The sequence below is a fragment of the Paeniglutamicibacter sp. MACA_103 genome (assembly GCF_045798555.1).
Taxonomy (GTDB): domain Bacteria; phylum Actinomycetota; class Actinomycetes; order Actinomycetales; family Micrococcaceae; genus Paeniglutamicibacter.
In genome coordinates, this window is record NZ_JBIXLN010000039.1 from 23,837 (window position 1) to 47,457 (window position 23,621).

The 23,621-nt window shown below is 65.0% G+C and carries 19 protein-coding genes; 11 read left to right on the plus strand and 8 right to left on the minus strand.

All coding sequences use genetic code 11. From position 1 onward, the window contains the following. Positions 1-45: 45 nt before the first annotated feature. Positions 46-807 carry an IclR family transcriptional regulator C-terminal domain-containing protein gene (locus tag ACIPVK_RS16770; protein ID WP_407613119.1) on the minus strand — a complete coding sequence of 254 codons (762 nt, stop codon included), beginning with the start codon at positions 805-807 and terminating at the stop codon, positions 46-48. A gap of 131 nt (positions 808-938) precedes the next feature. On the opposite strand from ACIPVK_RS16770, the gene ACIPVK_RS16775 reads away from it, so the two are divergent. From ACIPVK_RS16775 to ACIPVK_RS16790, 4 genes are read left to right on the plus strand one after another with little or no spacing between them, the layout of a single operon-like run. Continuing rightward, the gene (locus ACIPVK_RS16775) at positions 939-1,850 is read left to right on the plus strand and encodes an ABC transporter substrate-binding protein (protein WP_407613120.1); all 912 of its coding nucleotides are present in this window, start codon (positions 939-941) and stop codon (positions 1,848-1,850) included. Continuing rightward, complete coding sequence (locus ACIPVK_RS16780; RefSeq protein WP_407613121.1) at positions 1,847-2,731, plus strand: amino acid ABC transporter permease; 885 nt, start codon at positions 1,847-1,849, stop codon at positions 2,729-2,731. The genes ACIPVK_RS16775 and ACIPVK_RS16780 overlap by 4 nt, the downstream gene beginning before the upstream one ends. 2 nt (positions 2,732-2,733) lie before the next feature. After that, entirely contained in the window at positions 2,734-3,501 is a 768-nt protein-coding gene (locus tag ACIPVK_RS16785) for an amino acid ABC transporter ATP-binding protein (protein ID WP_407613122.1), read from the plus strand. A gap of 30 nt (positions 3,502-3,531) precedes the next feature. Beyond that, a complete protein-coding gene (locus tag ACIPVK_RS16790; protein ID WP_407613123.1) occupies positions 3,532-4,368 on the plus strand; it encodes an MBL fold metallo-hydrolase in 837 nt (278 codons plus the stop codon). Positions 4,369-4,677: 309 nt separating this feature from the next. Here the strand turns inward: ACIPVK_RS16790 and ACIPVK_RS16795 are convergent, their stop codons facing one another. Then, complete coding sequence (locus ACIPVK_RS16795; protein WP_407613124.1) at positions 4,678-5,628, minus strand: LysR family transcriptional regulator; 951 nt, start codon at positions 5,626-5,628, stop codon at positions 4,678-4,680. Between the two features lie 271 nt (positions 5,629-5,899). Here ACIPVK_RS16795 and ACIPVK_RS16800 point away from each other — a divergent pair, with 271 nt between their 5' ends. The 5 genes from ACIPVK_RS16800 to ACIPVK_RS16820 all read left to right on the plus strand — a co-directional run bounded on the left by ACIPVK_RS16800 (position 5,900) and on the right by ACIPVK_RS16820 (position 13,772). Further along, entirely contained in the window at positions 5,900-8,233 is a 2,334-nt protein-coding gene (locus ACIPVK_RS16800) for a PrpF domain-containing protein (RefSeq protein ID WP_407613125.1), read from the plus strand. Between the two features lie 10 nt (positions 8,234-8,243). Then, a complete protein-coding gene (locus ACIPVK_RS16805) occupies positions 8,244-10,358 on the plus strand; it encodes a tripartite tricarboxylate transporter permease (RefSeq protein ID WP_407613126.1) in 2,115 nt (704 codons plus the stop codon). Between the two features lie 23 nt (positions 10,359-10,381). Then, complete coding sequence (locus ACIPVK_RS16810; protein WP_407613127.1) at positions 10,382-10,762, plus strand: universal stress protein; 381 nt, start codon at positions 10,382-10,384, stop codon at positions 10,760-10,762. 434 nt (positions 10,763-11,196) lie between these two features. After that, positions 11,197-12,312 carry a PrpF domain-containing protein gene (locus tag ACIPVK_RS16815; protein ID WP_407613128.1) on the plus strand — a complete coding sequence of 372 codons (1,116 nt, stop codon included), beginning with the start codon at positions 11,197-11,199 and terminating at the stop codon, positions 12,310-12,312. 11 nt (positions 12,313-12,323) lie between these two features. After that, positions 12,324-13,772 (plus strand): SLC13 family permease, encoded by a 1,449-nt coding sequence (locus tag ACIPVK_RS16820; RefSeq protein WP_407613129.1) that lies wholly within the window; start codon positions 12,324-12,326, stop codon positions 13,770-13,772. 53 nt (positions 13,773-13,825) lie between these two features. Here the strand turns inward: ACIPVK_RS16820 and ACIPVK_RS16825 are convergent, their stop codons facing one another. The 5 genes from ACIPVK_RS16825 to ACIPVK_RS16845 all read right to left on the minus strand — a co-directional run bounded on the left by ACIPVK_RS16825 (position 13,826) and on the right by ACIPVK_RS16845 (position 20,063). Then, the gene (locus ACIPVK_RS16825; RefSeq protein WP_407613130.1) at positions 13,826-14,269 is read right to left on the minus strand and encodes a UPF0158 family protein; all 444 of its coding nucleotides are present in this window, start codon (positions 14,267-14,269) and stop codon (positions 13,826-13,828) included. A gap of 89 nt (positions 14,270-14,358) precedes the next feature. Next, positions 14,359-15,333, minus strand: coding sequence for a C-terminal binding protein (locus ACIPVK_RS16830; protein WP_407613131.1), 975 nt, complete (start codon positions 15,331-15,333; stop codon positions 14,359-14,361). Between the two features lie 101 nt (positions 15,334-15,434). After that, complete coding sequence (locus tag ACIPVK_RS16835) at positions 15,435-17,075, minus strand: thiamine pyrophosphate-binding protein (protein ID WP_407613132.1); 1,641 nt, start codon at positions 17,073-17,075, stop codon at positions 15,435-15,437. After that, positions 17,068-18,780 (minus strand): amidohydrolase, encoded by a 1,713-nt coding sequence (locus ACIPVK_RS16840; protein ID WP_407613133.1) that lies wholly within the window; start codon positions 18,778-18,780, stop codon positions 17,068-17,070. Before ACIPVK_RS16840 ends, ACIPVK_RS16835 begins: the two co-directional genes overlap by 8 nt. Continuing rightward, entirely contained in the window at positions 18,777-20,063 is a 1,287-nt protein-coding gene (locus ACIPVK_RS16845; protein ID WP_407613134.1) for an MFS transporter, read from the minus strand. Before ACIPVK_RS16845 ends, ACIPVK_RS16840 begins: the two co-directional genes overlap by 4 nt. A 281-nt stretch (positions 20,064-20,344) precedes the next feature. Here ACIPVK_RS16845 and ACIPVK_RS16850 point away from each other — a divergent pair, with 281 nt between their 5' ends. Beyond that, positions 20,345-21,235: an Lrp/AsnC family transcriptional regulator gene (locus ACIPVK_RS16850; protein ID WP_407613135.1), complete on the plus strand. Its 891-nt coding sequence runs from the start codon at positions 20,345-20,347 to the stop codon at positions 21,233-21,235. 381 nt (positions 21,236-21,616) lie between these two features. Next, positions 21,617-22,354, plus strand: coding sequence for a hypothetical protein (locus ACIPVK_RS16855; RefSeq protein ID WP_407613136.1), 738 nt, complete (start codon positions 21,617-21,619; stop codon positions 22,352-22,354). 130 nt (positions 22,355-22,484) lie between these two features. Here ACIPVK_RS16855 and ACIPVK_RS16860 read toward each other — a convergent pair. After that, positions 22,485-23,621, minus strand: a 1,137-nt coding sequence (locus ACIPVK_RS16860; protein WP_407613137.1) for an amidohydrolase, incomplete at its 5' end; no start/stop codon positions are given.

Genomic DNA, 23,621 nt, shown 5'->3' on the forward strand with positions numbered 1-23,621 from the left:
GTGGAGCCCCAAAACAGGCGTTTTCTGGAATTGCTTGGGCCTGATTTAGTGCCCGGGCTTGCCGGTCATGGCTTGCACGGCGTCGCGCAGCGGTCCTTCGACGCGAGCGATGTATTCCTTCCGGGACTCGCGCGCCGTCGGGGTTGGGGCGCTGAACGCGGCCAGCTGTCCGCGGGGAAGTTGGAAGGCCATGGACATGGTCCGGATGCCCGCGGTGTGCTCTTCCTCCACGAACGCGTACCCGCGCGTGCGGGCCAGCCGGACCTGCTTCAGGATCTGGTCGGGGTCTGTCAGCGTGTGCTTCGTGCGAGGTTCCTGCTGGGTAGCGCCTAGCAGTTTGGCGGCGCCGGCGCCCGGCAACAAGGAAAGCATGGCCCGACCCATGGCCGTGCAATAGGCAGGCAGCAGCTTCCCGCGGTCGACTTGGATGGCCAGCTCGTGAGTCGTTTGGATGTCAAGGACGTTGAGGACCTCGCTGCCCTTGAGCAGCGTGAGCGTGGTGGTCTCGTTGATGCGGCCGGTCAGCTCCTCCAGGACGGACTGCGCCCGCAGGGTGGGGTCGTTGGCGGCAAGGTAGGGATTCGACAGCTCAAGCAACTTGGCCTGGGCCGAGAAACGGCCACCGTGGTGGGTGAAGTATCCCAGTTCGGTCAGCGTGCTGAGGTAGCGCCGGGCAGCAGCGGGGGACATTCCCACCCGCTCGGCGACCTCGGAGAGGGTCAGTGGGGAGCCGTCAAAGGCGGAAATCACCGCCAATCCGCGTTCGAACGCCTGGACGTATTCGTTGCGTGGGGACCCTGCATCCATGTTGTGGTCCTTCAAATGGCTTAATTGTCGCGAAGGATGCGGACACATCCTTGACGCGAGATGTGCGTCACATCAATACTGTTTCGTGTAGCGAATACTATTTTCGCACAACGAAACCGAAAGGTGAAGAGATGCGCCGCAAAATGTTCCCGGTCACCGCCGTTGCCACGCTGTCCCTGGCGGCGACCCTGGCTCTGAGCAGCTGTGTGGTCTTGCGCCCCGGCGTCTCCGCCAACGAGGCGGGCGCGGAACAGGGTGAGTCGCATACCCAGATCGTCGAGCTTCCGGAGTCGGTGCGGGACAAAGGCGTGCTGGTGATCGGATCCCAGCTTGCTTCCCCTCCGTTGATCTTCCAGCAGGATGGCGGCAACAAGATCGAAGGCATCAACAAGGACATTGCCGATGAGGTCGGAAAGCGGCTCGGGGTCACGGTCGCCTGGAAACAGTTCCCTTTTGCCGGGCTGATTCCCGCCGTGCAGTCCGGCCAGGTGGACGGGGGCATGGACCTGATCGGCGACACCGAGCAGCGCAGGGCCGCCGTTGACTTCGCCAACTACATGAATCAGGCCACCTCCCCGCTGGTGCGCCGCGGGAACTCGCATGACATCAAATCGGCGGCGGACCTCTGTGGACTTCCCGTGGCCATTGTCCGGGGAGGAGTCCAGCTTGAACTGGCCGAGGAAACGAGCCGGGCCTGCGTGGCCGAGGGCAAGAAGCCCGTGGCGATCAACCAGTACGGTGCCCCGGGCGATGCCAGGCTTTCGGTCCAGGCGGGCCGCGACGCGGCCTTCCTAGGCAACACCCCAGTGATGCGCTACATCTCCGAGCAAAAGGCCACCCGCTCCATCTTCGAGATGGGCGGGGAGGCAACCTACCAGCTCCAGCCCATCGGGATCATCACCGCCAAGGGCAACCGCGAGGTCCACGACTCGATCCAGTCGGCACTGGACTTGATGCGGGCGGACGGCACCATCGCCGGCATCCTCACGAAATGGCACACCGAAGACCTCGCCCTGGACGCACCAGCAAAGGAAGCCAAATGACAAACTCGTTGCTTTCCCATCGCCAGGCCGCCTTGGCCGGGGTCAAGGACCCGGTGGCTGCCAAGCGCCACCCCTGGCGGATCGTTTTCGGGGTCTTGGCGGCGGTCGTGATCATCTGGGGTGCACTCAACCTCTGGCTCAACCCGGCCCTGGATCACGCAACGATCCTCAGGTACCTCACGGCGGAATCGATCCTCGCCGGCGTGAAGAGCACCATCGTGCTGGCGGTCATTTCCATGGTGCTCGGTACCGTGGGCGGCTATCTGGTGGCCGTGATGCGCCTGTCCCACAACCCCGTGCTGCGGGCCATTGGATTCGGCTACGTTGCCTTGATCCGCAGCATCCCGTTGCTCGTGCTGATCCTGTTCATGGGCAACCTGGCACTCTTCTGGTCGCGGGTGGACATCGTCAATCCGTTCAACCCCGACGAGGTCTGGGCCGGGTGGGACATGAACGATTTGGTCACACCCTTTGTCGCATCGATCCTTGCACTGGCCATCAACGAGGCCGCCTACATGGGCGAAGTGATACGTTCGGGCCTGCGCTCGGTCGACCAGGGACAGCGCGAAGCCGCCACGGCACTGGGCCTGGGCCCCGGGCACTCGATGGCCAAGGTCATTCTGCCCCAAGCCATGCGCGTGATCCTACCTCCGGCCGGCAGCCAGTTCGTGACCATGATCAAGATGACCTCGCTGGTCTCGGTGATCGCCGGCGGTGACCTGCTGACCGAGGCCCAGAACATTGCGGCCACCAACCTGCGCACACTCGAACTGCTGGTGATCGCCTCTGCCTGGTACCTGCTGGTCACCGGGATCGCGACCATCGGGCAGTCCATCCTCGAACACCGCCTCGAGCGCGGCCAGAGAAGGGTATCGATCTAACCATGGCACCAACCGCCTTGCTGGACATCTCCGCGGTCCACAAGTTCTACGCCAACCACCATGTGCTCAAGGGCGTGAGCCTGGAGGTGCCCGAGGGCACCGTGGCCTGCTTGCTGGGCCCCTCGGGGTCCGGAAAATCGACCCTGCTGCGCTGCATCAACCACCTTGAATCCATCGACGCCGGCCGCATCACCATGAACGGGACGACCTTGGCTTATGAGGAACGCGGCGGGAAAATGCACCAGCGGCCGCGGGCCACGGTGGACAGACAGCGCCAGGATATCGGCATGGTCTTCCAGCACTTCAATCTCTTCCCGCACTACACTGTCTTGCAAAACATCACCCTGGCACCAACCCTGCTGAAAAAGGGAGGAAAGGCCAAGGCCACCGCCCGGGCCCTGGATTTGCTGGATAAGGTCGGCCTGGCCGACAAGGCCAAGGCCTACCCCTCCTCGCTCTCGGGAGGGCAACAGCAGCGCGTGGCCATTGCCCGTGCCCTGGCCATGGAGCCGAAGATGATGCTCTTCGACGAACCCACCTCGGCGTTGGACCCCGAACTGGTCGGCGAAGTCCTGCGGGTCATGAAGGACCTGGCCGCCGGCGGCATGACGATGATCGTGGTGACCCACGAGATGTCCTTTGCCCGCGAGGTCGCCGACTCGGTGACCGTCATGGATGCCGGGACCATCATCGAATCGGGCACACCCGGGCAGATCTTCGAAGCCCCGCAACACGAACGCACCAAGGAATTCCTGCGCCATGTGCGCTGAGCGAAGACGACACGAGGAAAGACACACATCATGACAAGCTCACTGGTTCTCTTGGGTACCGGCGGTGGCCCCACTCCCAAGACCGAGCGCAGCGCCGCGGCCAATGCCATCGTTGTGGGAGATGCCACCTACATCATCGACGCCGGCAACGGGATCGCACGGCAGATGGCCTTTGCGCGACTGCCCTTTGACTCGATCCGGGCCATGGGAATCACCCACCACCATTCCGACCACAACGCCGATGCCGGCACACTTCTGCACCTTTCCTGGTGTGCGAACCTGGCCCGTGAGGTGTCCACGTTCGGCCCGGCCCCCTGGACGGGAATCTGGGCGGCATTTCTCGAGTATTCCAGCACCGACGTGGAGACCCGGAAGGTTGATGAGGGACGTCCCGACTTCGCCGACCTGGTCACCGCAACCGACGTGGTCGATCCCGGCACGGTCTATGAGGACGACCGGGTGAGGATCTCCGCGGCCTGGGTGAACCACCCTCCGATCCCGGCGTTGGCCTACCGGATCGACACCGAGGACCGGTCCTACGTCATCTCCGGGGACACCACGCCGTGCGACAGCCTCATCGAGCTGGCCAAGGGCGCGGACGTGCTGGTGCACGAGGTCATGCACGTCCCTAGCATCGATCCCTTGCTCAGGCGTTCAAACGGGGCCAGACTGCGCGAGCACCTGATCAACTCCCACACTTCCTCCACAGACGTTGGAAACATCGCCGAGCAGGCCGGCGTTGGCCAGCTGGTCCTTTCACACTTCGTGCCGGGGAGTCCGGCGGTGCTCGAGGAGACCTGGCTTGCCGACGCGCGGAAGGGCTTTGACGGGAAGATCGTTGCAGGTCGGGACCTGATGGTCATCTAGTACTACAGTCGCGTTTGCAGGGTGTGGCCGCGTGCCTTGTCATGGTACGGCTGTGCCCGGTGCTGGTGTTAGCGCCGCCGGCCGCGACGCCGTATTGGGAGGTACAGTCACGCCTCGTGGCCTTTCGCCAAGACCGCACCGACTGACCGTCCGCCGCTCGAGGGCAAATGGAATCCAGCCTCGCACCGGGAACGCTTCCACAACCCCAGGGGCGGTGCCGACCGCAAGTAGAATTGGCGATTCAGGGCGCCCAACGGCCACGAGACACATTGCGGGACCCTACTGCATGGCGTTGGAGGGGCAGTACACCTATTGCTGCGCTTGCCCACGCTCCGTGTCCGCCGGCAAAACGAAGTCACGCTCCCATTCCTCGGCAACACGAAGGAGCAAGGACTGGAATGCCACCTCGGCCGGGGCGCGCACACGGTCGTGCCGCTGCGCCAGCAGGACCCGCCGGGACGGCGCACTGTCGCCCAGGCGCAGGACCTTGACGCCGGGGTGCTGGATCACGACGGCACTTAGCGGCGCCAGGGCGATGCCCAGTCCGACGCTGACCATGGCCTGGGCCTCCTGGTAGTCGTTGGCCTGGAACGAGATGCGCGGGGAGAACCCCGCGGCGTTGGCTGAGCGCTGCAGGACCTCACCCACCGGATGGTTGTGTGCCCGCACGATCCACTGCTCCGCGCCAAGATCAGCCATCGACACCTCGCCCCGTTGCGCCAGCGCGTGCTCCGCTCCGACCAAGAGAACGGTCGGCTCCTCGAACACCGGAAGCAGGTCGAATTTCTTGGGATCCAGGGGGTTCCATTCGTACTCCCACAGGAGACTGAGCCCCAATTCCCCGCGCGCCAACAGCTCGAGCAGGCCGTCCAGGCGGCTGCTGGTCACGTGCAAGTTGATCGCCGGGTACTGGCTGCGGAACCGGCTGATGACCAAAGGCAGGAACGAGCCCCCGAGCGTGGGGAAGGTCCCGAGGTTGAGGCTGCCGCCGCCCACGCTGGCCAGTTGGGCCAGATCGGCCATCGCCGCATCCATCTGATGCAGGATCGTGCGGGCGTGGCCGGCGAGCACGTGGCCTGCGTCCGTGGGGACCATTCCGCGCGACCGGCGCCGCAACAACGGCTGGCCGACTTCTTCCTCGAGCTTCCGCAGCTGCTGGGAAACGGCCGAGGGCGTGTAGAAAAGCTCGTCGGCGGCGGCGCTCACCGACCCCGTTTCAACGACTCTTAGCAAAACCTGGAGTCTCTTTACATCCAGCATCGTCATCTCCCTGTAGCAGTGCTTCATTCATCTGTAGTTGTGCTGTTTTCTCTTGACGCTGGTGACGTGCGGCCACACCGAGGGTGCCACCAAGAGATCAAAGAAGGTCGGCGGCGACGGCTCTGGCCAAATCCTTGCACCGAATGAAGCATTTATACATGCTGCTCGACTTTTTGTAAATGGTAATTCAAGCACGCGCATCTCACCATGGGTAGAGAAACATGTGCCGGCAGTCACACCGGCACCTCACTCGTATCGACTTGGACGGCAGATGAAAACCACGACCCATATGGTGCCCGCGGTGTGGATGCGGGGAGGGACCAGCAAATGCTGGGTCTTTGAACGCCAGCTACTCGATGTCCCCGGCTACACACTCGATGAAACACTGCTCCGCATCTACGGCAGCCCGGACCCCCGGCAGATCGACGGCGTGGGCGGCGGCACCTCGACGACCAGCAAGGCCGTCATCCTTTCGCGCTCGACCGATCCCGACGTGGACGTCGACTACACGTTCGCCCAGATCGGCATCGACGAAGGCAAGGTCGATTGGGGAAGCAACTGCGGCAACTGCTCGGCCGTCGTGGCTCCCTACGCCCTGGACAAGGGATGGGTCCAGGCCCAACCCGGCGAGACGCTCGTGCGGACCCGCAACACCAACACCGGCCAGATGATCCTGCAGCGCGTTGCCACCCCGGGTGGCCGCTGGGATCCCCAACTCGACACGCACATCCCGGGTGTTCCGTTCCCGGGCACCGCGGTGGGACTCGGATTCGTCGACCCGGCCGGGCGCACCACCGGATCGCTCTTGCCGACCGGGAACCCGATTGACGTCCTGGTGGTAGATGGCCAGACGGTCGAAGCCACGCTGCTGGACGCCGGCGCCCCGCTGGTCATCGTCTCCCCGGCCACCGCCGGTCTTGCCGGGATCCCGTTTGACGGCTGGCAGTTGGAGGTTCTTCCCGAGCTGGAGCGTCTCGACGCGATCCGCCGGGCCGGCGCCGTGGCCATGGGATTGGCCCCAACGCCCGAAGCTGCCGCACGTGCCGTCCCGAAGCTTGCCATCGCCGGTCCGCTCGACGCTTCGGCCGACCCGTCCGAGGACGCCGCCGTGCAGATCATGATGCTCTCGATGGGCAATCCGCATCCCGCACTGGCCATCACCGGCAGCGTGGGGCTGACCATTGCGGCCGGCACCCCGGACAGCGTCGTCCACCGCGCCCTCGCCGCCCCGGCGGGGGAAGAGATGAAGATCCGCACCCCGGCGGGCATCGTTTCCACCTGGCGCCGCACCGTCGACGGCAGCGACGTCGTCGGCTCCACGCGAACTGCCCGGGTGCTGGCCCGGGCCTCATTGCCCATTCCCTCCCGCGGATCCGACGCAGCGGACTCCCCGTCCACCTCGAAGGAGTACATCATGTCCACCCCTCCAGAACCCGAGCTCGACGTCGAGGCGCCGCTGCTTCGGCACGTCCCGCTTCCCGATCCGCCGCGGCACGCGCGACGCTCGGTGCTCTCGGCCGTCGGCCTCTTTGCCGTACTCGGCCTGGGCACCACCATCTTCGGTGGAAGCCTGCTGAACCCTCCTGCAACCACGGAGGACGGCGACTTTGCCGGCGAGACGATCGAGCTCACCATTCCGCTGGCCGAGGGAGGCGGCACCGACACCTGGGCACGCTTCATGGGCTCGGAAATGGTCCACTTCGTTCCGGGCGTCCCCGGCTTCGCCCCGACGAACGAGTCGGGCGGCGAGGGGATCACCGGTTCCAACCACTTCGCCACCTCGGCCCGCGACAACGGCACGGAGCTGCTGGTCAGCACCGCCAGCACCGTCGTTCCCTGGGTGCTCGGCCGCGATGCGGTGAAGTACTCCTTCGACAAACTCACCCCCATCCTGGTCAACGGCACCGGCGGCGTCATCTACGGCCGCACCGGCGCCGGCGTCGAGGGCCTTTCCGACCTAGTGGATCGCAACAAGCCGTTGGTCTTTGGCGGCATCAGCGCCACCGGACTCGACCTGACCACCCTGGTGGCATTCGACCTGCTGGAGGCCGAGACCACCGCAACGTTCGGGTTCGAGGGCCGCGGCCCGGTCAACCTTGCCCTCCAGCGCGGCGAGGTGGACATCGACTACACGACCACGAGCTCCTACGCTTCGGCCGTGGAGGGCATCGTCGAGGAGGGCAAGGCCACCGTGCTGATGTCCTTCGGGCAGCTTGACGCCCAAGGAAACGTCGCGAGGGACCCGAACTTCCCCGACGTCCCGACCGTCGTCGAGGCCTACAAGGAGATCCACGGAACCGAACCGTCCGGGGAGAAGCTCGAGGCCTACAAGACGCTTCTGGGCCTGACCTACACCTACCAAAAGGGATTGTGGGCTCCGGCGGGAACCCCGGACAAGGCCGTGGAACTGCTGCGCGAATCGGCGCACAAGATGTCCGAGGACGCCGAATTCAACGACAAGGCCGACACGATCCTGGGCGGCTATCCGATCAGCGCGGACGCACAGCTTCCGCAGCGTGTCGCCGAGGCCTACACGGTGACCGACAGCACCCGCCAATACGTGCAGCGCCTGCTGCACGACACCTACGACATCACTGTCGAGTAAAGGACCCATCATGCTCGATTCAGCCATGGCCGCACTGGCCTCCCTGGCGGACCCCTCGTTGCTGTTAATGCTCCTCATCGGAGTCGTGGCGGGACTCGTCATGGGTCTCATCCCGGGACTCGGCGGCACCGGTGCCGTCGCCATCCTCCTGCCCGTCACCTTCGGCATGGAACCGGCTTCCGCGCTCGCACTGCTCATCGGGGCGCTGGCCGTTGTTCACACCTCGGACACCGTCTCGGCCGTCCTGCTCGGTGCCCCGGGGTCGGCATCGGCCTCTGTCACCATGCTCGACGGCTACTCCATGGCCCGGAAGGGCCAGGCGAAGCGGGCACTGAGCCTGGCGTTCCTCTCCTCCATGGCCGGCGGCGTCATCGGCGCGGTGGGCCTCACGCTCGCCATCCCGCTGGCACGTCCGCTCGTGCTTTCCTTTGCCAGCCCCGAGCTTTTCATGCTCACGGTTCTCGGCGTTGCCCTCGCGGCCGTGCTCTCCCGCGGCAACGTCGTGAAGGGACTTGTTGCCGGCATGCTCGGCCTGCTGCTCGGCATGATGGGAACCTCGCCCACCACGGCGGAGGAACGCTTCACCTTTGGCAGCCTTTTCCTCGGCGACGGGCTCTCCCTCGTCGCCGTGGCCCTGGGCATCTTCGGCCTGGCCGAGATCGCATCGCGGGCCAGCCAGCGCCGCGGCGAGGACGCACCCATCGAGGTCACCGGCGGCTGGGGTTCGGGCATCCGTGAATGGTTCACCCACTGGTCCCAGGTCATCCGCGGATCACTCATCGGCATCTGGGCCGGCATCCTCCCCGGTGTCGGGGCCACCGCGGGCACCTGGCTGGCCTACGGGCAGGCCGTGGCCACCGCCAAGGACAAGCGCAAGTTCGGCAAGGGAGATCCCCGCGGAATCGTCGGCCCGGAAAGCGCCAACAACTCCGTCGAGGCCGGCGACCTGATCCCGACCCTGCTCTTCGGCATCCCGGGCGGCGTGCCGTCGGCCATGTTGCTGGGAATGCTGCTGACCTACGGCATCCAGCCGGGGCCGGCCATCATCAGCGAGCACCTGGACCTGATGTACCTGATCGTCTGGTCGTTTGCCATCGCTTCGGTGCTTGGTGCGTTGTTCTGCTTCCTTGCCGTCCGTCCGCTGTCCTCCCTCACCAAGGTGCCCTTCGCGGTACTCTCCGCGGGGCTCATCGCCATCATGCTCCTCGGCGCCTTCCAGGAAGGCGGCCAGCTCGGCGACCTGTGGGTCATGGTCCTGCTCGGCGTTGCCGGCTGGGTCCTGAAGTCAACGGGTTTCCCCCGCGCGCCGTTCCTCATCGGCTTCGTCCTTGCCATTCCGCTGGAGCGCTACTACTTCCTGACCGACAGCCTCTACGAGGGCTTCGAGTGGATGCTTCGCCCTGGAACCATGGTCTTCATCGCCATCCTGGTGTTGCCGATCCTCTGGAACATCTTCAAGTGGTTCCGCGCCCGCCGCAGCCTGAACAATGACGACGACGCGAGCTTCGAGTCCGCGGCAGATGCCGACGCGCCGCTGAAGAACAGCTCATGGTCGCTCGGTGCGGGCGCCGGCGCCCTCATCGTGTTCATCGGTTCCATCGTCCTGTCCTCGCAGTTCTCCTCCGAGGCGCGGTTGGTTCCGCAATTGGTCGGGTGGGCCGGACTGCTGCTGGCCGTGGCCCTGCTGATCCAGGAAGTCCGGGTGTGGAGCAAGAAACGTTCGCTTCCCCCGGTGAACGCGGCTACCGGTGGAACATCGCCGACCGGCGATGCCTCGGACGGGGGTGTCGCAGTCCCCGCCGGGGGAATGTCCGCGCTCGAAGGTTCTGCGCAGCACTTCGCCACCGCGACGGCCACTGCGGTGGAATCGGAAAAGCCGCGGGCGGACACGCACTTCGCGTTCAAGACCTTCGCGTGGATGGCCGGATTCCTGGTCCTGACCGCCTTGTTGGGATACCTCGCCGCGGTGATGATCTTCGTCCCGGCCTTCCTGCTCATCGTGGCCAGGGCGCGGGTCAAGACCACGGTGATCTACACCGGCATCCTCTTCATTGTGCTGATGTTGCTGCCAACCCTGCTGCCCATCGATCTGCCCCAGGGCTGGCTCGGCCAGCTCGTTTCCTGACCTTTTTCGAGAAGGAGAAGAACATGGCCATAGTGGCTTGCTACACCAACACCCCCGAGGGGCACGCCGCCGTCGCGAGGGCCCACCAAGAATCGTCCCGTCTGGGCGAAGAGCTGGTGGTCGTCAACATCGACGGCAACGGATCCGGAATCGGGGCCGAAACCAGCGGGCTTGACCTCACCGGACCCGGCGAGGGCGCAGCCCGTGTCAGGGTGGTGCCGCCGTCCTCGTCCATCCATGATGCCGCCGACCTGGTCCTGCAGACCCAGCAGGAACTCAACGCCAGCCTGATCGTCCTCGGACTGCGTCGTCGGTCCAGGGTGGGAAAGTTGATCATGGGCAGCCACGCCCAGCGAATCCTCATCGAGGCAGACTGCCCGGTCCTCACATTGAAGGCGGTCTAAACAAAAGGCTCCCAACGACAAATCGGCAGAGCTAGCCGTCGTTTGGGAAAAGAGAGGTCCGTCCGGCGTCTGCCGGACGGACTTTTCCCTTAATTGCACTCGACGTCCAGGCTGCTGTTGCGGCGCATCGCGGAACGTGACGAGCCGAGTGGCCCCCGTCGCTGACATTTGTAGTAAGCAATGCTTCAACCAGATGTACCTTTGGTTCATTCTCTGGAATCTTGGTGCGCATTAGAGACAATGAGTCGGTGCTGGTCCCGATCGAAGTCTGAAAATCAGGTCTATAGGACCGCCATAACAATGTATTAAGCAACGCTACATACCCATTCATCAGACTCACATGGTCTTCATTTGTGATCCAGCCTATTGTTTTGTGACGCCCGGCTCATATGACCCGATCCACATGAGCGGCACGACGAGATGTAGGAATTGCGATGAAGATACAAGCCGAATGGATGCGCGGAGGTACCAGCAAGTGCTGGGTCTTCGAAACCGATCACCTGGAGACGACCGCAACCACTTTGGACGAACTGCTTCCCCGGATGTTCGGCAGCCCCGACCAACGCCAGATTGACGGCGTCGGCGGGGCAACCTCGACGACGAGCAAGGCGGTGATCCTCCACCGCTCCTCCGACCCCGAGATCGATGTGGAATTCACCTTCGCCCAGGTCGGCATCGAAGAGGCCACTGTGGACTGGGGAAGCAACTGCGGAAACTGCTCCGCGGTCGTGGGACTGTATGCGATCGAAAAGGGTTGGGTGCTCCCGCAGTCGGACGCAACCCTGATCACCACCCGCAACACGAACACCGGACAGATCATCGTTCAGCGTGTGGCCACTCCCGGCGGGGCCCTGCCCATCGTTCCGGATGCGCACATGCCCGGCGTCGTGTTTCCCGGGTACAAGGTCGGACTCGGCTTCCGGGATCCGGCGGGAATGACCACCGGCAGCCTGCTGCCCACCGGTGCGGCCAACGACTTGCTTGACGCCGACGGCACGCAATGGACCGTATCCATGGTGGACGCGGGGGCACCGGTCGTTATTGTCCGCGCCGAGGACCTGGGGTTGGATCTCGCCCGGTACGACAACTGGGTTGGCGGAGTCGAACTGCAGCTGGACACCTTGGAAAAGATCCGCAGGCAGGCTGCCGTGCTCATGGGACTCGCGGCCACCCCCGCCGAGGCCGCCCGGGCCATCCCCAAGGTCGCCATCGTTGGTGCCCCGGCAGCCGACCCGGATAGCGACGTGAACGTCATGATGCTCTCGATGGGCAAGCCCCACCCGGCGCTGGCCATCACCGGAAGCATCGCGCTGACCCTAGCGGCACAGACCCCCGGAACCGTGCTGGGCGACATCACCGGTGCCACGCCGCGGGCCACGCTGCGGCTGCGCACCCCAGCCGGCGTGATCGCGACGTGGAGCGAGGAACGAGACGGTTCCCTGCTGGTCGGCGTCGACCGAACCGCCCGCACCATCGCCAGCTCCATCATCCACCTCCCCGAGGCCCTCGGCAGCGCCGCCGAAGCCTCACTAGCAAGCGCCAGTTACTGAGGAGACACACCATGACCAAGACAGCATTGAAGCCGGCTCCACCGGCAGAGACCGACCTTCGCGAAGCGTCATCCGTGCGACCGGCCCGCAAGCGCCGTGTCATGCTTATTGCGGTTGCCGCGATCGCCTTCCTCGGTCTGCTCGCCCTCGTCATGGGGCGTGCCATCTTCGCCCCGGCGGCCGCCGCTGATTCGGAGCCGCCCATGACTACCACGCAGATTATCCCCTTGGTCATCCTTGTCGTGATGTTTGTGGTCGCGACGAAGTGGCCGGTCAACATCGGAGTGATGGGGCTGGTCGCATCCTTCGGCGTCGGCTACTTCATGCTCGGCATGAGCGACAAGGAAATCCTGGCGGACTTCCCCGCCAGCATCGTGTTGACCATCATCGGCGTCACCTACTTCTTCAGCATGGCCCAGCACAACGGGACCATCGACGTCATCGTCCGCAACTGCGTGCGCCTGGTGCGCGGCAAGACGATGTTGCTGCCGTGGGTGTTCTTCCTGGTCGCCGCCGCACTGACGTCCCTGGGCACCTTCTCCCCGGCGGCCGTCGCCCTGCTGGCCCCTGCTGCCATCGGCTTCGCCTACGAGTCGCGGATCCACCCGGTGCTCATGGGGGCATTCATCATCAACGGCGCCCACGCAGGCGGATTCTCGCCGCTGTCCGTGGCCGGTGTGCTGGTCCACGACATCGCGCTGGAAAACGGCTTCCCGATTTCCCCCGGCGGACTCTTTGTTGCCAGCTTCGTCATCAACCTCATTCTTTCCGTGCTGACCGTGGTGGTCTTCGCCCTCCTGGGCAAGTTGCGCGACGGCGACGGCATGGGGCACATCGCCGGGGATGTTGCGGGCAGCAACCGTCCCCGGGGACAGCAGATCTTCACGCTGTTGCTGATTGGCGCGATGCTCGTCTGCGCCCTGGGCTTCGGGCTGCCGATCGGCTTCGTCGCTCTCACCGCCGGCTTGCTGCTGGCGCTGCTGAACATCAAGCAGCAGCACAAGTTCGTCGCCGGGATCTCCTGGTCAACCGTGCTGCTGGTGGCGGGCATGATCACCTACGTCTCACTGCTCACGCACGTGGGCGTCATCGACACCCTGGCCCACAAAGCCCTGGCCCTGGGCGCACCCATCCTGATCGCGCTGGTGCTGTGCTACGTGATTGGCGTCGGTTCGGCCTTCGCTTCCTCCACCGCGTTGCTGGCCGCCTTTATTCCGTTGGCCGGTCCGCTGCTGGCCGTTAGTACCCTGAGCGCCTCCGGCGTGGTCGCCGCCATCGCCATCGCCGCAACGGTCGTGGATGTTTCGCCCTTCTCCACCGCCGGTGCCCTGGTCGTCGCGAACGCCCGTGAGAACGACCGCCAGCGCGTCTACAAGCAGCTGATGTACTATGCAGGCGGGATCGTTCTGGCGGCCCCGGCCCTGACCTGGGCGCTGTTGGTTCCCACCGGATTCATGTAAACACCTGATTCACTTTCGACCGAATAGGCAGGAGCCCGAGACCGGGCCCCTGCCTATTCTGCGTCCTGAGAGGTGCCGTCGGGATCGGGGTCTTCGATGGCCTTGATGTCGACCAGCCACCTCACGATGACCCGGCGCATGGCTTCGTCCTTGAATGTGTACCAGGCCTCGCGTTCCTCGGGGAAGTAGCCCAGCACTTCCCTGAAATGCCGGAACGGCTTGCTGCGGATCAGCGTCTGCTCGAGTTCCGCGCGCGCCTTGCCCTCGGGCAGGGCGGCGGTGAACTCCTCCATGTGCCGGTAGGACTCGTACGATTCCAGATGGTCGATGGAGGCGTAGTTGCCCTCCTCGATGTCATCCATGTCTAGGTCCTCTTCGAACCCGGGAAGCACGACATCCCCGGTATCCAGGTTCAGGTAGAACTCAGCACCCAGGGAGCCGTCGTCCTGCATGGCCCAGGCGATCCTGTCCAGATCGAGGTCCTCTAGCTTCAGCATGGTGCCGTCCTGCCGTTGGCCGGTGTCTTGTCCCTTCAAGCCTTGCGCCAGTGGGCTGATCGCGCAAGGCCACTGGGATGCGGGTCTTCTTATCGTGCGGCGGCGGGAACCGGAAGTGGTGTTTCCGGCTCGGCGCCCTTCAAGACGGCAATGACGTTGCGTGCCGGCAGGGCGATGTACTCGCGCAGCGAGGCGTCGGACCGGTAGGCGGTGTGCGGGGTGATGATCGCGGAGGGGTGGTTCACCAGCGAATGGTCCGCCGGCGCCGGCTCTTCGGCCAGCACATCCAGCATGGCCCCGGACAGTTGCCCGGAATCCAGGGCAGCGAGCACCGCGGCCTCGTCGATCAGCCCGCCGCGGGAGACATTCACCAGGTAAGAGCCGGGCTGCATCGATTCGATGGCCGCGGAATCGATCAGGTTTTCGGTTTCAGCGGTCAACGGGGTGTGCAGGCTCAGCACGTTGGCGCCGGCCAGCACCTCGTCCAGCCCGACACGGCGCACCCCAGCGGGCCAGAACTCCTCCGGGGTGAAGGGGTCGTAGGCGATGACTTCCTTGAAGACCGGGGTAGCAAGCATGGCCAGATGTTGGGCGATCCGCCCGAAGCCGACCAGCCCCAGAGCCAGGTTGCTCGGTCGCGGCGGCACCGGGAGCCCGGTGCCGGTCCAGTCGCCGGACCGGGTCAGCGCCTGCGAACGCGGCAGTTGCCGGATGAGCGCGAGCATTCCGGCGAAGGCGTGGGTTGCCACGTCCTGGGTTGCGGCGGAGGGCACCGTGCACACCGTGATTCCGGCGTCTGCCGCGGCCCGTACATCGACCATGTCGAAGCCGGCAGACATGGTGGCGACGACCTTCAACTCCGGCAGCTCGGCGATCATCGAGGCATCCAGGGTGGCGTAGCCCAGGATGAGTCCGGTGCAATCTTTCGCCGCGGCCAGGATCTGTTCGCGGTCGCGGGAATCCAGGTACGAGGCCTCGATTCCGGCTTTCGCCAGCATGTCCAGGGCAATGGTGTGGTCCAGGTCGGATGCGTCGGTGATCAGGACGCGGGGCGTGGCTGGCAAGGGGTGGCTCCTGCTTCGGGAAAAGGGAATGGCGGCGCATATGCCGGTGGGGCTGCGGGAAGGAAGGATCCTCTCCGCAACCCCACCTCGGTTGGTGTCGTTTAGCTGAACAGCGCCATGGGCACGTGGATCAGCTGCACTCCGCCGTTGGCCAGCGCGGCGCGGATGGCCGGGGCCAGCTCGCCGGCGTCGGAGAGCTTCACTCCGGTGCCGCCGAACGCGGTGGCAAGTGCCGCCCAATCGGGCTGCACCAGATCCACGCCGACGGGCGTGATGCCGCGGTCCAGCTCGTTCTGCTTGATCTCGCCGTAGCCGCCGTTGTCCGCGCAGACCACCACCAGGTCGAGGCGCTGTTCCACGGCCGTGACCAGTTCCTGGACGGCGAACATCAGGGCGCCGTCGCCGATCACGCAGACCACCGGGCGATCCGGTGCGCCGATCCGCGCACCGATGGAGGCGGGCAGGCCGTAGCCGAGGGTTGCGTAGGCGGGGGTGTAGAGCAGCGAGTGCGGCGCATCCTGCGGGATGAAGCTTGCCGTGCCCAGGTAGGTGGCCTGGGAGGAGTCCCCGCCAATGATGGTGTTGGCGGGGACCGCCGAGGCGACCTGTTCGGCCAGCGCGGCGAAGGCGGGGGACAGAGCCCGGGCGTCCTCGCGCATCCTGTCGCGCAACTCGGCAAGCTGCGGTGCGGCGGATGCCCGGTGGTCGCCCAGGGCCTTGAGGAACTGCGGAATGACCGCGGCGCTGTCGCCGTGCAGGGGGATGTCCGCTGCAAGGTTCTTGTTCAGCTGGGTTTCCAGGATGTCCACGCGCACCACGGTGCCGGTGGGCTTGAGCGCGTTGAACCAGAGCTCGGCCTCGCCCACCTTGGAACCGAGCACCAGCAGCACGTCGGCGTCCTCGCAGAACTTCTGCGCGACATCCAGCCGGATGTCCGAGCCCAGGGAGAGCGGGTGCGATTCGGGGATCGCGCCCTTGCCGTTCAGCGTGGTCACCACCGGCGCCTGCAGCTTCTGGGCCAGGGCCAGCACATCGGCGCCGGCGCGCAAGGAACCGCCGCCGGCCAGGATGACCGGGTTGGTTGCGGTGCGCAGTGCCACGGCGGCCCGGGCGAGCGCTTCGGCGTTGGCCCGCTGCGGTGCCCGGGAAGCAACCGCTTCGAGCATTTCGGCCGGAGCGTCGGAGGGACCCTCGAGGATGTTCAGTGGGATCTCGATGTGGATCGGGCGGGGGCGCGAATACCTGAACAGCTCGAAGGCATCGTGGATTGCCTGCACCGCCTCGGTGCCCGAGGCCACGCGGCGTGACCACTGAACGATGGCGCCCACCGCACCGGTGGCGTCCTTGGTCTCGTGCAGCGACCCGATGTCGGCGAACTCCTCGCCGACCGGCACGCCGGGGGAGAGGATGATCAGCGGGCGGGATTCGCAGTAGGCCGTGCCGGCGGCGGAGAGCGCGTTGAGCAGGCCGGGGCCTGAGGTCGTGATGACCACGCCCGGCAGGCCGGTCTGCTGGGCCCAGCCGTCGGCACCGTAGCCGGCGCCCTGTTCATGGCGGGAGGTGACCGGGCGGATGCCCAGCGGGGCCAGGTGCCGGTAGAACTCCAGGTTGTGGGTGCCGGGGATCCCGAAGATGGTGTCGATGCCGTAGTTGCGCAGCACCGTCATCACGTCCAGGCCGGCGTTGTTGGCCACGACGCCCTGGGGCAGGTTAATGGTGGAGGTGGTTTCCGGGTTAGACATGTTCGAGCTCCTTGTCCGCGGCGATCTCGCGGTCGGCGGTGAAGTGGCAGATGCCGCCCACCCAGGTTTCCAGCACGCGGATTCCGGCGATCTCGCCTGCATCCACGGCCAGCGGGTCGGCCGCCAGGACCGCGAAGTCGGCGCGCTTGCCGGCAACCAGCGATCCCAGGTCGTCCTCGCGCCCCATGGCGAAGGCGGCGTTGATGGTGTGGGCCTCAAGGGCCTGGCGTGCGGTGATGAGCAGTTCGTCGCCGCCGAGCTTGTGGCCCTGACGGGTCACGCGGGTCGCGGCGGCCTGGATGGCCTCCAGCGGCAACGGCTCGGCCACGGGGGCGTCGGAGCTGATGGTCACCGGCACGCCTGCGGCAATGAATTCGCCCAGCGGGTTGAAGCGCTCGCCGGGCGTGCCGATCGCGTCGGTGACGCCCTCGCCCCAGTTGTAGTAGTGCTGTGGCTGGTTCACCGGGTGGATGCCGGCGGCCGCCATGCGGGCGATCTGCTCCGCGGTTGGGAGGCCGCAGTGCTCGATCCGGTGGCGTGCGTCGGTGTCCGGGCGTTGCCCCTGGGCCGCCTCGATCGCGGAGATGACCATTTCCAGGGCGGTGGGGGACTGGGCGTGGGTTGCGGTCTGCAGGCCCAGACGGTGGGCCTTGACGATGAGCTCGGTGTAGGCGGCCGGCTCGTGGTAGAGCTGGCCGGTGCGGCAGGGGTCGCCCACGTAGCCGTCGGGGAAGTAGGCGGTCCAGCCGCCCAGGGTGCCGTCGGCGTAGAACTTGAAGCCGGCGAAGCTCAGCTGCGCGTTGCCGAAGGCCCCGTGCAAGCCCATCTCAGCTGCCTCGTCCAACAGGTGCGAGAGCAGGTACATGCCCACGCGGATCTTGAGCTGGTTCGCGTCGGCCATGCGCAGGTACATGTCGAATTCACGGCGGGAGACCTGGGCGTCACCCACGGTGGTGACGCCTCCGGCCAGGAAGCCTTCCTGGGCGATCTGCAGCTGGCGCAGGTGCTCCTCGGGGGCGTCGGCCAGGTGGAAGTTGGGGCCGTGGTGCCCGATCTTCACGCCTTCCAGGCCGGTGAGGATGTTGCAGGCGGCATCCGAGAGTTCCCCGGTGAGCTCGCCGTTTTCGTCGCGGAAGAATTCGCCGCCCGCCGGGTTTTCGGTGTCCCTGTCCACGCCGTGCAGTGCAAAGGTGTAGTTGTTCACGACCCCGCCATGGCCCGAGGCGTTCATCAGGTAGACCTCGCGGTCGGAGGCGACCTCGTCGAGTTCCGCGGCGGTGGGGTGGCGCTGCTCGATGAGGTTGGTCTGCTCATAGCCATAGCCGCGCACCGGCAGCCCGTTGGGGGTCGCCGCGGCGCGTTCCTTGAGCAGCGCCACGATCTCCGGGATGCTCTTGGCCTTTTCCGGTCCGCAGTCGACCCAGGTCTTGAGCTGGCCGTACATCAGCGGGTGGGCGTGGGCATCGATGAAGCCCGGGACCACCGTGGCGTCCCCGAGGTCGTGCACGCTGGGCGCGGGCAGGCCCAGCTCGGTGGCAGCTTTGCGGCATTCGGCCTCGGTGCCGACGGCCAGCAGGGACCCGTCGTGCAGGAGCATCGCCGTGGCGTGGGGCTGGTCCGGATCCATGGTGTGGACGGTGGATGCGGTGACCAGTTGCGGGATGAAGGTGCGTGCGGGTACGTCGAAGGAACGCAGTTTTCTCATTTGGTGGCCTCAATCGGGTCGTACTCGGTGTTCGTCGTGGCGTCGAAGGCCGGTTCTTCGTCGCGGTGTTGCGGGGCGAGGTACAGGCAGAAGATGCTCAGCGCGCCCATGCCCAGGAAGACGGACAACACCGGCCAGATGCTGCCGGTGGCCGCGTAGAGCAGGGTGGCAGTCAGCGGCGAGAGTCCGCCCCAGAAGGCGGCGGCAACGCCGTTGGACAGCGAGATGGACGTGTAGCGGGCCTGCGGCGGGAAGAGTTGGGCCATGATCGTGGCCATGGGTGCATAGGTCGCGGTCATCAGCAGCCGCATGGCGCAGAAAGCGACGAAGAGCAGCCACTCGGGTCCGCTGGACATGACCAGGAATTGCGGGATCACCAGGATCATGGAGCCGAGCAGGCCGATGAACATGACCCGCTTGCGGCCCCACTTGTCGCCCAGCCAGGCAACCCCGAGGGTCGCAACCAGTTCCACCAGCGCGGCCAGCGCCAGGGCGTTGAGGATCAGGGTCTCGTCCAGGCCCACCGACGGGTCGGTGCCATAGGCGGTGGCGAAGGTGGTGGTCAGCTGGTAACCGCCGGTGGACAGCGGCAGCAGGCCGATGCCGATCAGGATGGCCTTCCAGTTCTTCAGGATCGCCGTCTTCAGCGGCAAGGTCTGGACGGCGCCCTCGACCTCGGCCTCGAAGACCGGGGACTCCTCGACGCGGTTGCGGACCCAGAAGCCCACGAGGATCAGCACGAAGGAAAGCAGGAACGGGATCCGCCATCCGCCGTTGATCAGGAAGTCCTCTCCCTGGACGGTCAGGGCGCTGAACATCAGCGTGGCCATCAATGCGCCGGCCGGGTTGCCCAGCTGGGCAAAGCCGCCATAGAAGGTCTTGTGCTTTTCGGGGGCGTGTTCGACGGCCATCAGCACCGCGCCGCCCCATTCGCCGCCGACTGCCAGGCCCTGCAACGCGCGCAGGAAGATCAGCAGTGCCGGTGCCCAGGCACCGATGCTGGCATAGGTGGGCAGCAGGCCCACAAGGGCGGTGGAAATTCCCATGACCAGCAGCGTGATGACCAGGGACGGGCGGCGCCCGAACTTGTCACCGATGTGCCCGAAGATGATGCCTCCCAGCGGGCGGACGGCAAAGCCGACGGCGTAGGTGGCGAAGGCCGCGGCCACGCCGACCATGCGGTCCGCCTCGGGGAAGAACAATGGGCCGAACACGAGTGCGGCCGCCGTTGCGTAGATATAGAAGTCGTACCACTCGATGGCGGTGCCGACGAAGGCTGCCATGCCGGCCCGCCGTGCGCGGGCGTGACTGAATTCTTTCACTGCGGCCCTATTTTGTTCCATGGGAGATTCCACCTTTTCCAGCTCTAGCCAGAACTTGTCTGTGATGCGCACAACTGTAGCCACGGTCCGACGTGACCGCAAACACAAAAAATGCGTGATTTGTGGGGTAATCTTCACTAATGTCGGAGAGTGTCGGCGATTGCGCGCCATAACCAATGGTTCGCACGGTTTGGCTTATTTATTGCTTTGAAGTCGAGACAAAGGCGAGGGAAGAAGAAGCCATGAAAGACGCGCGAAACATTGATACGGCGATCATCCGTGCGTTGCAGGCCGACGGGCGCGCCAGTTTCCTGGACATCGCCCGGGACCTCGACGCTCCGCGTGCGACGATTGCCGCGAGGGTGGCGCAGTTGCTGGAATCGGGTACCGTGCGCGTGATTGCGGCGGTGGATCCGTCGTTTCTGGGACAGCGGGTGATCGCCCACGTGTCCATCCTGGCGCATGGGCCGGTGCGCGCCATCGCCGATGAACTGGTCCGGGACTCCGACGCCGTGCTGGTCTCGGCGGTCGGCGGCGACCACGACCTGATCGCCGAGTTCCGCGTGACAAGCCACGAGGAACTCCACCGGACGCTGGCCCATGTCAGGGGCCTTGAGGGGGTCGGGAGAATCGACACCCTGGTCTACACCTCGTTGATCAAGGGCTTCTTCATTTCCAGGTACGCGGGGGATGCGACGATCGACGACACCGACACCCGACTGATCGCGCTCCTGCAGGCCGACGGAAGGGCCAGCTACCGGCAGATGTCTGCTGAGGTCGGGCTCTCGGCGACCGCGGTGCGCACCCGCGTCCAGAGGCTGTTGGATCTGCGGATCATCAAGATCAGTGCGGTCGAGGCGCGAGGTGCGCACGGGCGGCAGCTCTCCATGGGGATCGGGCTGAATCTCGACGGCGGCCATGACGAGGTGATCGAGCTGCTGCGAACCTTGAGCGACATCGAGTTCGCCGCCGAGACCGTTGGCCGGTTTGATGCGGTGGCGACGCTGGTGGGCGAATCCCCGGCGGCGCTGCTGGACTCCCTCGAGGTGCTGCGTGCGTTGCCGGGGATCAAGCGCACGGTGTCGTGGTCGCACCTGGAAGTGCTCAAGGAGGACTACGCCCGACGGGTGTAGCAGTGGTGACAACTTGACGCGTGAACGCGTTCATGTTGATTGTCAATCTAACTTTTGATGATTGCGTTCTCGTGTGTAGCGCTGAACGAATGGCAAGCAATATTTCAATGTTGGTTCCTGTTTACCATCTAACTCTGACGGGATATTCGTTGGTCCCCAGATCGGACTTTGCTAGCTGTGGGCCTATTTAAAGGTTTTGCCAAATTTGAGGACTTGTTATGAAAGGCAGGCCCGAAACCAGAAAACAAGCTGCTGACGCTTTGAAAATGGCGAGCAGTGTAAGGCCCGCGAAGCACAGAATTCTCGCATCAGACGCAATCTATCAGTCCGGTGTGAGAACGTTCGATTGCAACGTAAGAAGCCGTCAGACTGGAGCACAGCATGGAATACGACATGTTCAATAATCAAATCCGAACTTTTCCTAGGGCCTATGTTGGCGCAGGAATGGAACCCTCGGAGGCGCTCAAGACTGCCATGGGTTGGGTAAGGCCACTAATCTCTTCGTGGTCGGAAGTCAGCATCCTTGTTCCAAGGATCAGCCAAATCGACGAGGACAGGACACTCTCTGCCTTGCGGAAGTCCGGAGCCCACTTTTCCCAGCCGCGAAACCATTCTGCCAACTCAGTGAGCAGGGGACCATGGATTGCCTATTGCCCAACGCGTGATTGGCTCGTTGGTCTCGAGAAAGAAAATTCGAAGACTGCTTTGGTTGCAACGATGTGGACCGAAAATGATGTTAGAGCATGGGTAGATGCTTATGAGCCGGAATGTTTGGGTGGCGACGGTCTTCGATCTGAATCACCTGAAATATCCCACCCGGTGTTCTGGCAAGCAATGGACGACTTCACCGTGATCGCGTATGGAGGGGCAACGATTCATGACACCCGCGATGCTCCACGAATTATCGATGGACTCAAGAAGCTGAAGGCCTCAGGTTATCTGCCAAGTGATAATGGAGTTTTGGCCGCTGCGCTTAAGAAAAACTGGCAAGGAAAGGATGCGCTTGTGTTGGCGGGCTACGTCAACGATATTCATCGAGGTGTCAACAAACGCGTGCCTCGGGAGTACGAACTTCAATCCGACATCGTGAGTCAATGGGAGATCGCTGCGCAAGCATGAAGGCACGGCAGCCCTCATTTTCCAGTTCAAGGCAACGGCGACATCGCTGCAAAACTTCAACCAACATGAAACGACCCAGCTTGCGAACAAAATTCGGGCAGGGTCGTCTCATATCGGAAGGGGTGCGGTGTTACTTGCCGACCTTGGAGTACAGGGCGCGGACAGCTGCCTGCACGCCGGTGCTCAGCGTCGGCTCGATGACCGGGGCGAAGAACGGCGAGTGGTTGGCCGGCGGGTGGCCCGCGGCCAGGGTTTCGGCCGAGTTGCCGCCAAAGAACCAGAACACGCTGGGCACGTCGATCGCCGCGGCGAGTGCGCCGAAGTCCTCGCTGCCCATGACCGGCGATCCCTGGAGCACCCGCTCTTCGCCGAACTCCGTGCGGAATTCCTCGGCGAGCTTTTCGGTCTCGGTCGGGTCGTTGAAAAGCGGCGGGAACGCGGAGATGTCCTCGATCAGCGGCTCCGGCGCGCCGGAGGCCTCGGCCTCGGCGGCAATGATGCGGCGGATCGAGGAGAGCACGGTGTCCCGGACCTCGGCCTCGAAGGTGCGCACGTTGAGGGTGAACACCGCGCGGTCCGGAATGACGTTTTCCTTCAGCCCGGCATGGAACGACCCGATGGTCACCACCGCGGCGGACTGCGGGGCCACCTGGCGCGAGACGATGGTCTGCAGGCGCAGCACCATGGAGGCACCCAGCACGATGGGGTCGATGGAGTGCTCGGGCATGGACCCGTGGGAGCCCTGGCCGAAGACCGTGACCTTGAACGAGTCGGCCGTGGTCATCGCCGCGCCGCCCATGAGCGAGACCGTTCCGGTGAGTCCGTTCATCACGTGCTGGCCGAACATGATTTCCGGCTTGGGCGCCTTGTCCCAGAGGCCGTCCTCGACCATGGCGCGGGCGCCGGCGCCTGTTTCCTCGCCCGGCTGCAGCACGAACACGATGGTGCCGGCCCACGCGTCCTTGGCCGCGGCGTAGAGCTCGGCGGTCTTCAGCGCGGTGGCCATGTGGGTGTCGTGGCCGCAGGCATGCATGGTCGGGACCTCGGTGCCGTCCTCCAGGAATCCTTTGGCGGTGCTGGCGTAGTCCAGCCCGGTGTCCTCCAGGACGGGCAGCCCGTCGGTGTCGGCACGCATGCCGATGACCGGTCCCTCGCCGTTGCGCAGCACGCCCACCACGCCGGTGCCGCCGCAGCGGAACACTTCGAGCCCCAGGTCCCCGAGCCGCTTGGCCAGGAAATCGGCGGTCTTGTGTTCCTGCATCGACAG

Excerpts from the sequence above, each read along its gene's own strand:
- ACIPVK_RS16780 (WP_407613121.1), top strand. The coding sequence starts at position 1,847 with ATGACAAACTCGTTGCTTTCCCATCGCCAGGCCGCCTTGGCCGGGGTC.
- ACIPVK_RS16855 (WP_407613136.1), top strand. The coding sequence starts at position 21,617 with ATGGAATACGACATGTTCAATAATCAAATCCGAACTTTTCCTAGGGCC.
- ACIPVK_RS16810 (WP_407613127.1), top strand. The coding sequence starts at position 10,382 with ATGGCCATAGTGGCTTGCTACACCAACACCCCCGAGGGGCACGCCGCC.
- ACIPVK_RS16770 (WP_407613119.1), bottom strand. The coding sequence starts at position 807 with ATGGATGCAGGGTCCCCACGCAACGAATACGTCCAGGCGTTCGAACGC.
- ACIPVK_RS16785 (WP_407613122.1), top strand. The coding sequence starts at position 2,734 with ATGGCACCAACCGCCTTGCTGGACATCTCCGCGGTCCACAAGTTCTAC.
- ACIPVK_RS16775 (WP_407613120.1), top strand. The coding sequence starts at position 939 with ATGCGCCGCAAAATGTTCCCGGTCACCGCCGTTGCCACGCTGTCCCTG.
- ACIPVK_RS16840 (WP_407613133.1), bottom strand. The coding sequence starts at position 18,780 with ATGAGAAAACTGCGTTCCTTCGACGTACCCGCACGCACCTTCATCCCG.
- ACIPVK_RS16850 (WP_407613135.1), top strand. The coding sequence starts at position 20,345 with ATGAAAGACGCGCGAAACATTGATACGGCGATCATCCGTGCGTTGCAG.
- ACIPVK_RS16820 (WP_407613129.1), top strand. The coding sequence starts at position 12,324 with ATGACCAAGACAGCATTGAAGCCGGCTCCACCGGCAGAGACCGACCTT.
- ACIPVK_RS16845 (WP_407613134.1), bottom strand. The coding sequence starts at position 20,063 with ATGGCAGCCTTCGTCGGCACCGCCATCGAGTGGTACGACTTCTATATC.
- ACIPVK_RS16790 (WP_407613123.1), top strand. The coding sequence starts at position 3,532 with ATGACAAGCTCACTGGTTCTCTTGGGTACCGGCGGTGGCCCCACTCCC.
- ACIPVK_RS16835 (WP_407613132.1), bottom strand. The coding sequence starts at position 17,075 with ATGTCTAACCCGGAAACCACCTCCACCATTAACCTGCCCCAGGGCGTC.
- ACIPVK_RS16805 (WP_407613126.1), top strand. The coding sequence starts at position 8,244 with ATGCTCGATTCAGCCATGGCCGCACTGGCCTCCCTGGCGGACCCCTCG.
- ACIPVK_RS16825 (WP_407613130.1), bottom strand. The coding sequence starts at position 14,269 with ATGCTGAAGCTAGAGGACCTCGATCTGGACAGGATCGCCTGGGCCATG.
- ACIPVK_RS16815 (WP_407613128.1), top strand. The coding sequence starts at position 11,197 with ATGAAGATACAAGCCGAATGGATGCGCGGAGGTACCAGCAAGTGCTGG.
- ACIPVK_RS16800 (WP_407613125.1), top strand. The coding sequence starts at position 5,900 with ATGAAAACCACGACCCATATGGTGCCCGCGGTGTGGATGCGGGGAGGG.
- ACIPVK_RS16795 (WP_407613124.1), bottom strand. The coding sequence starts at position 5,628 with ATGCTGGATGTAAAGAGACTCCAGGTTTTGCTAAGAGTCGTTGAAACG.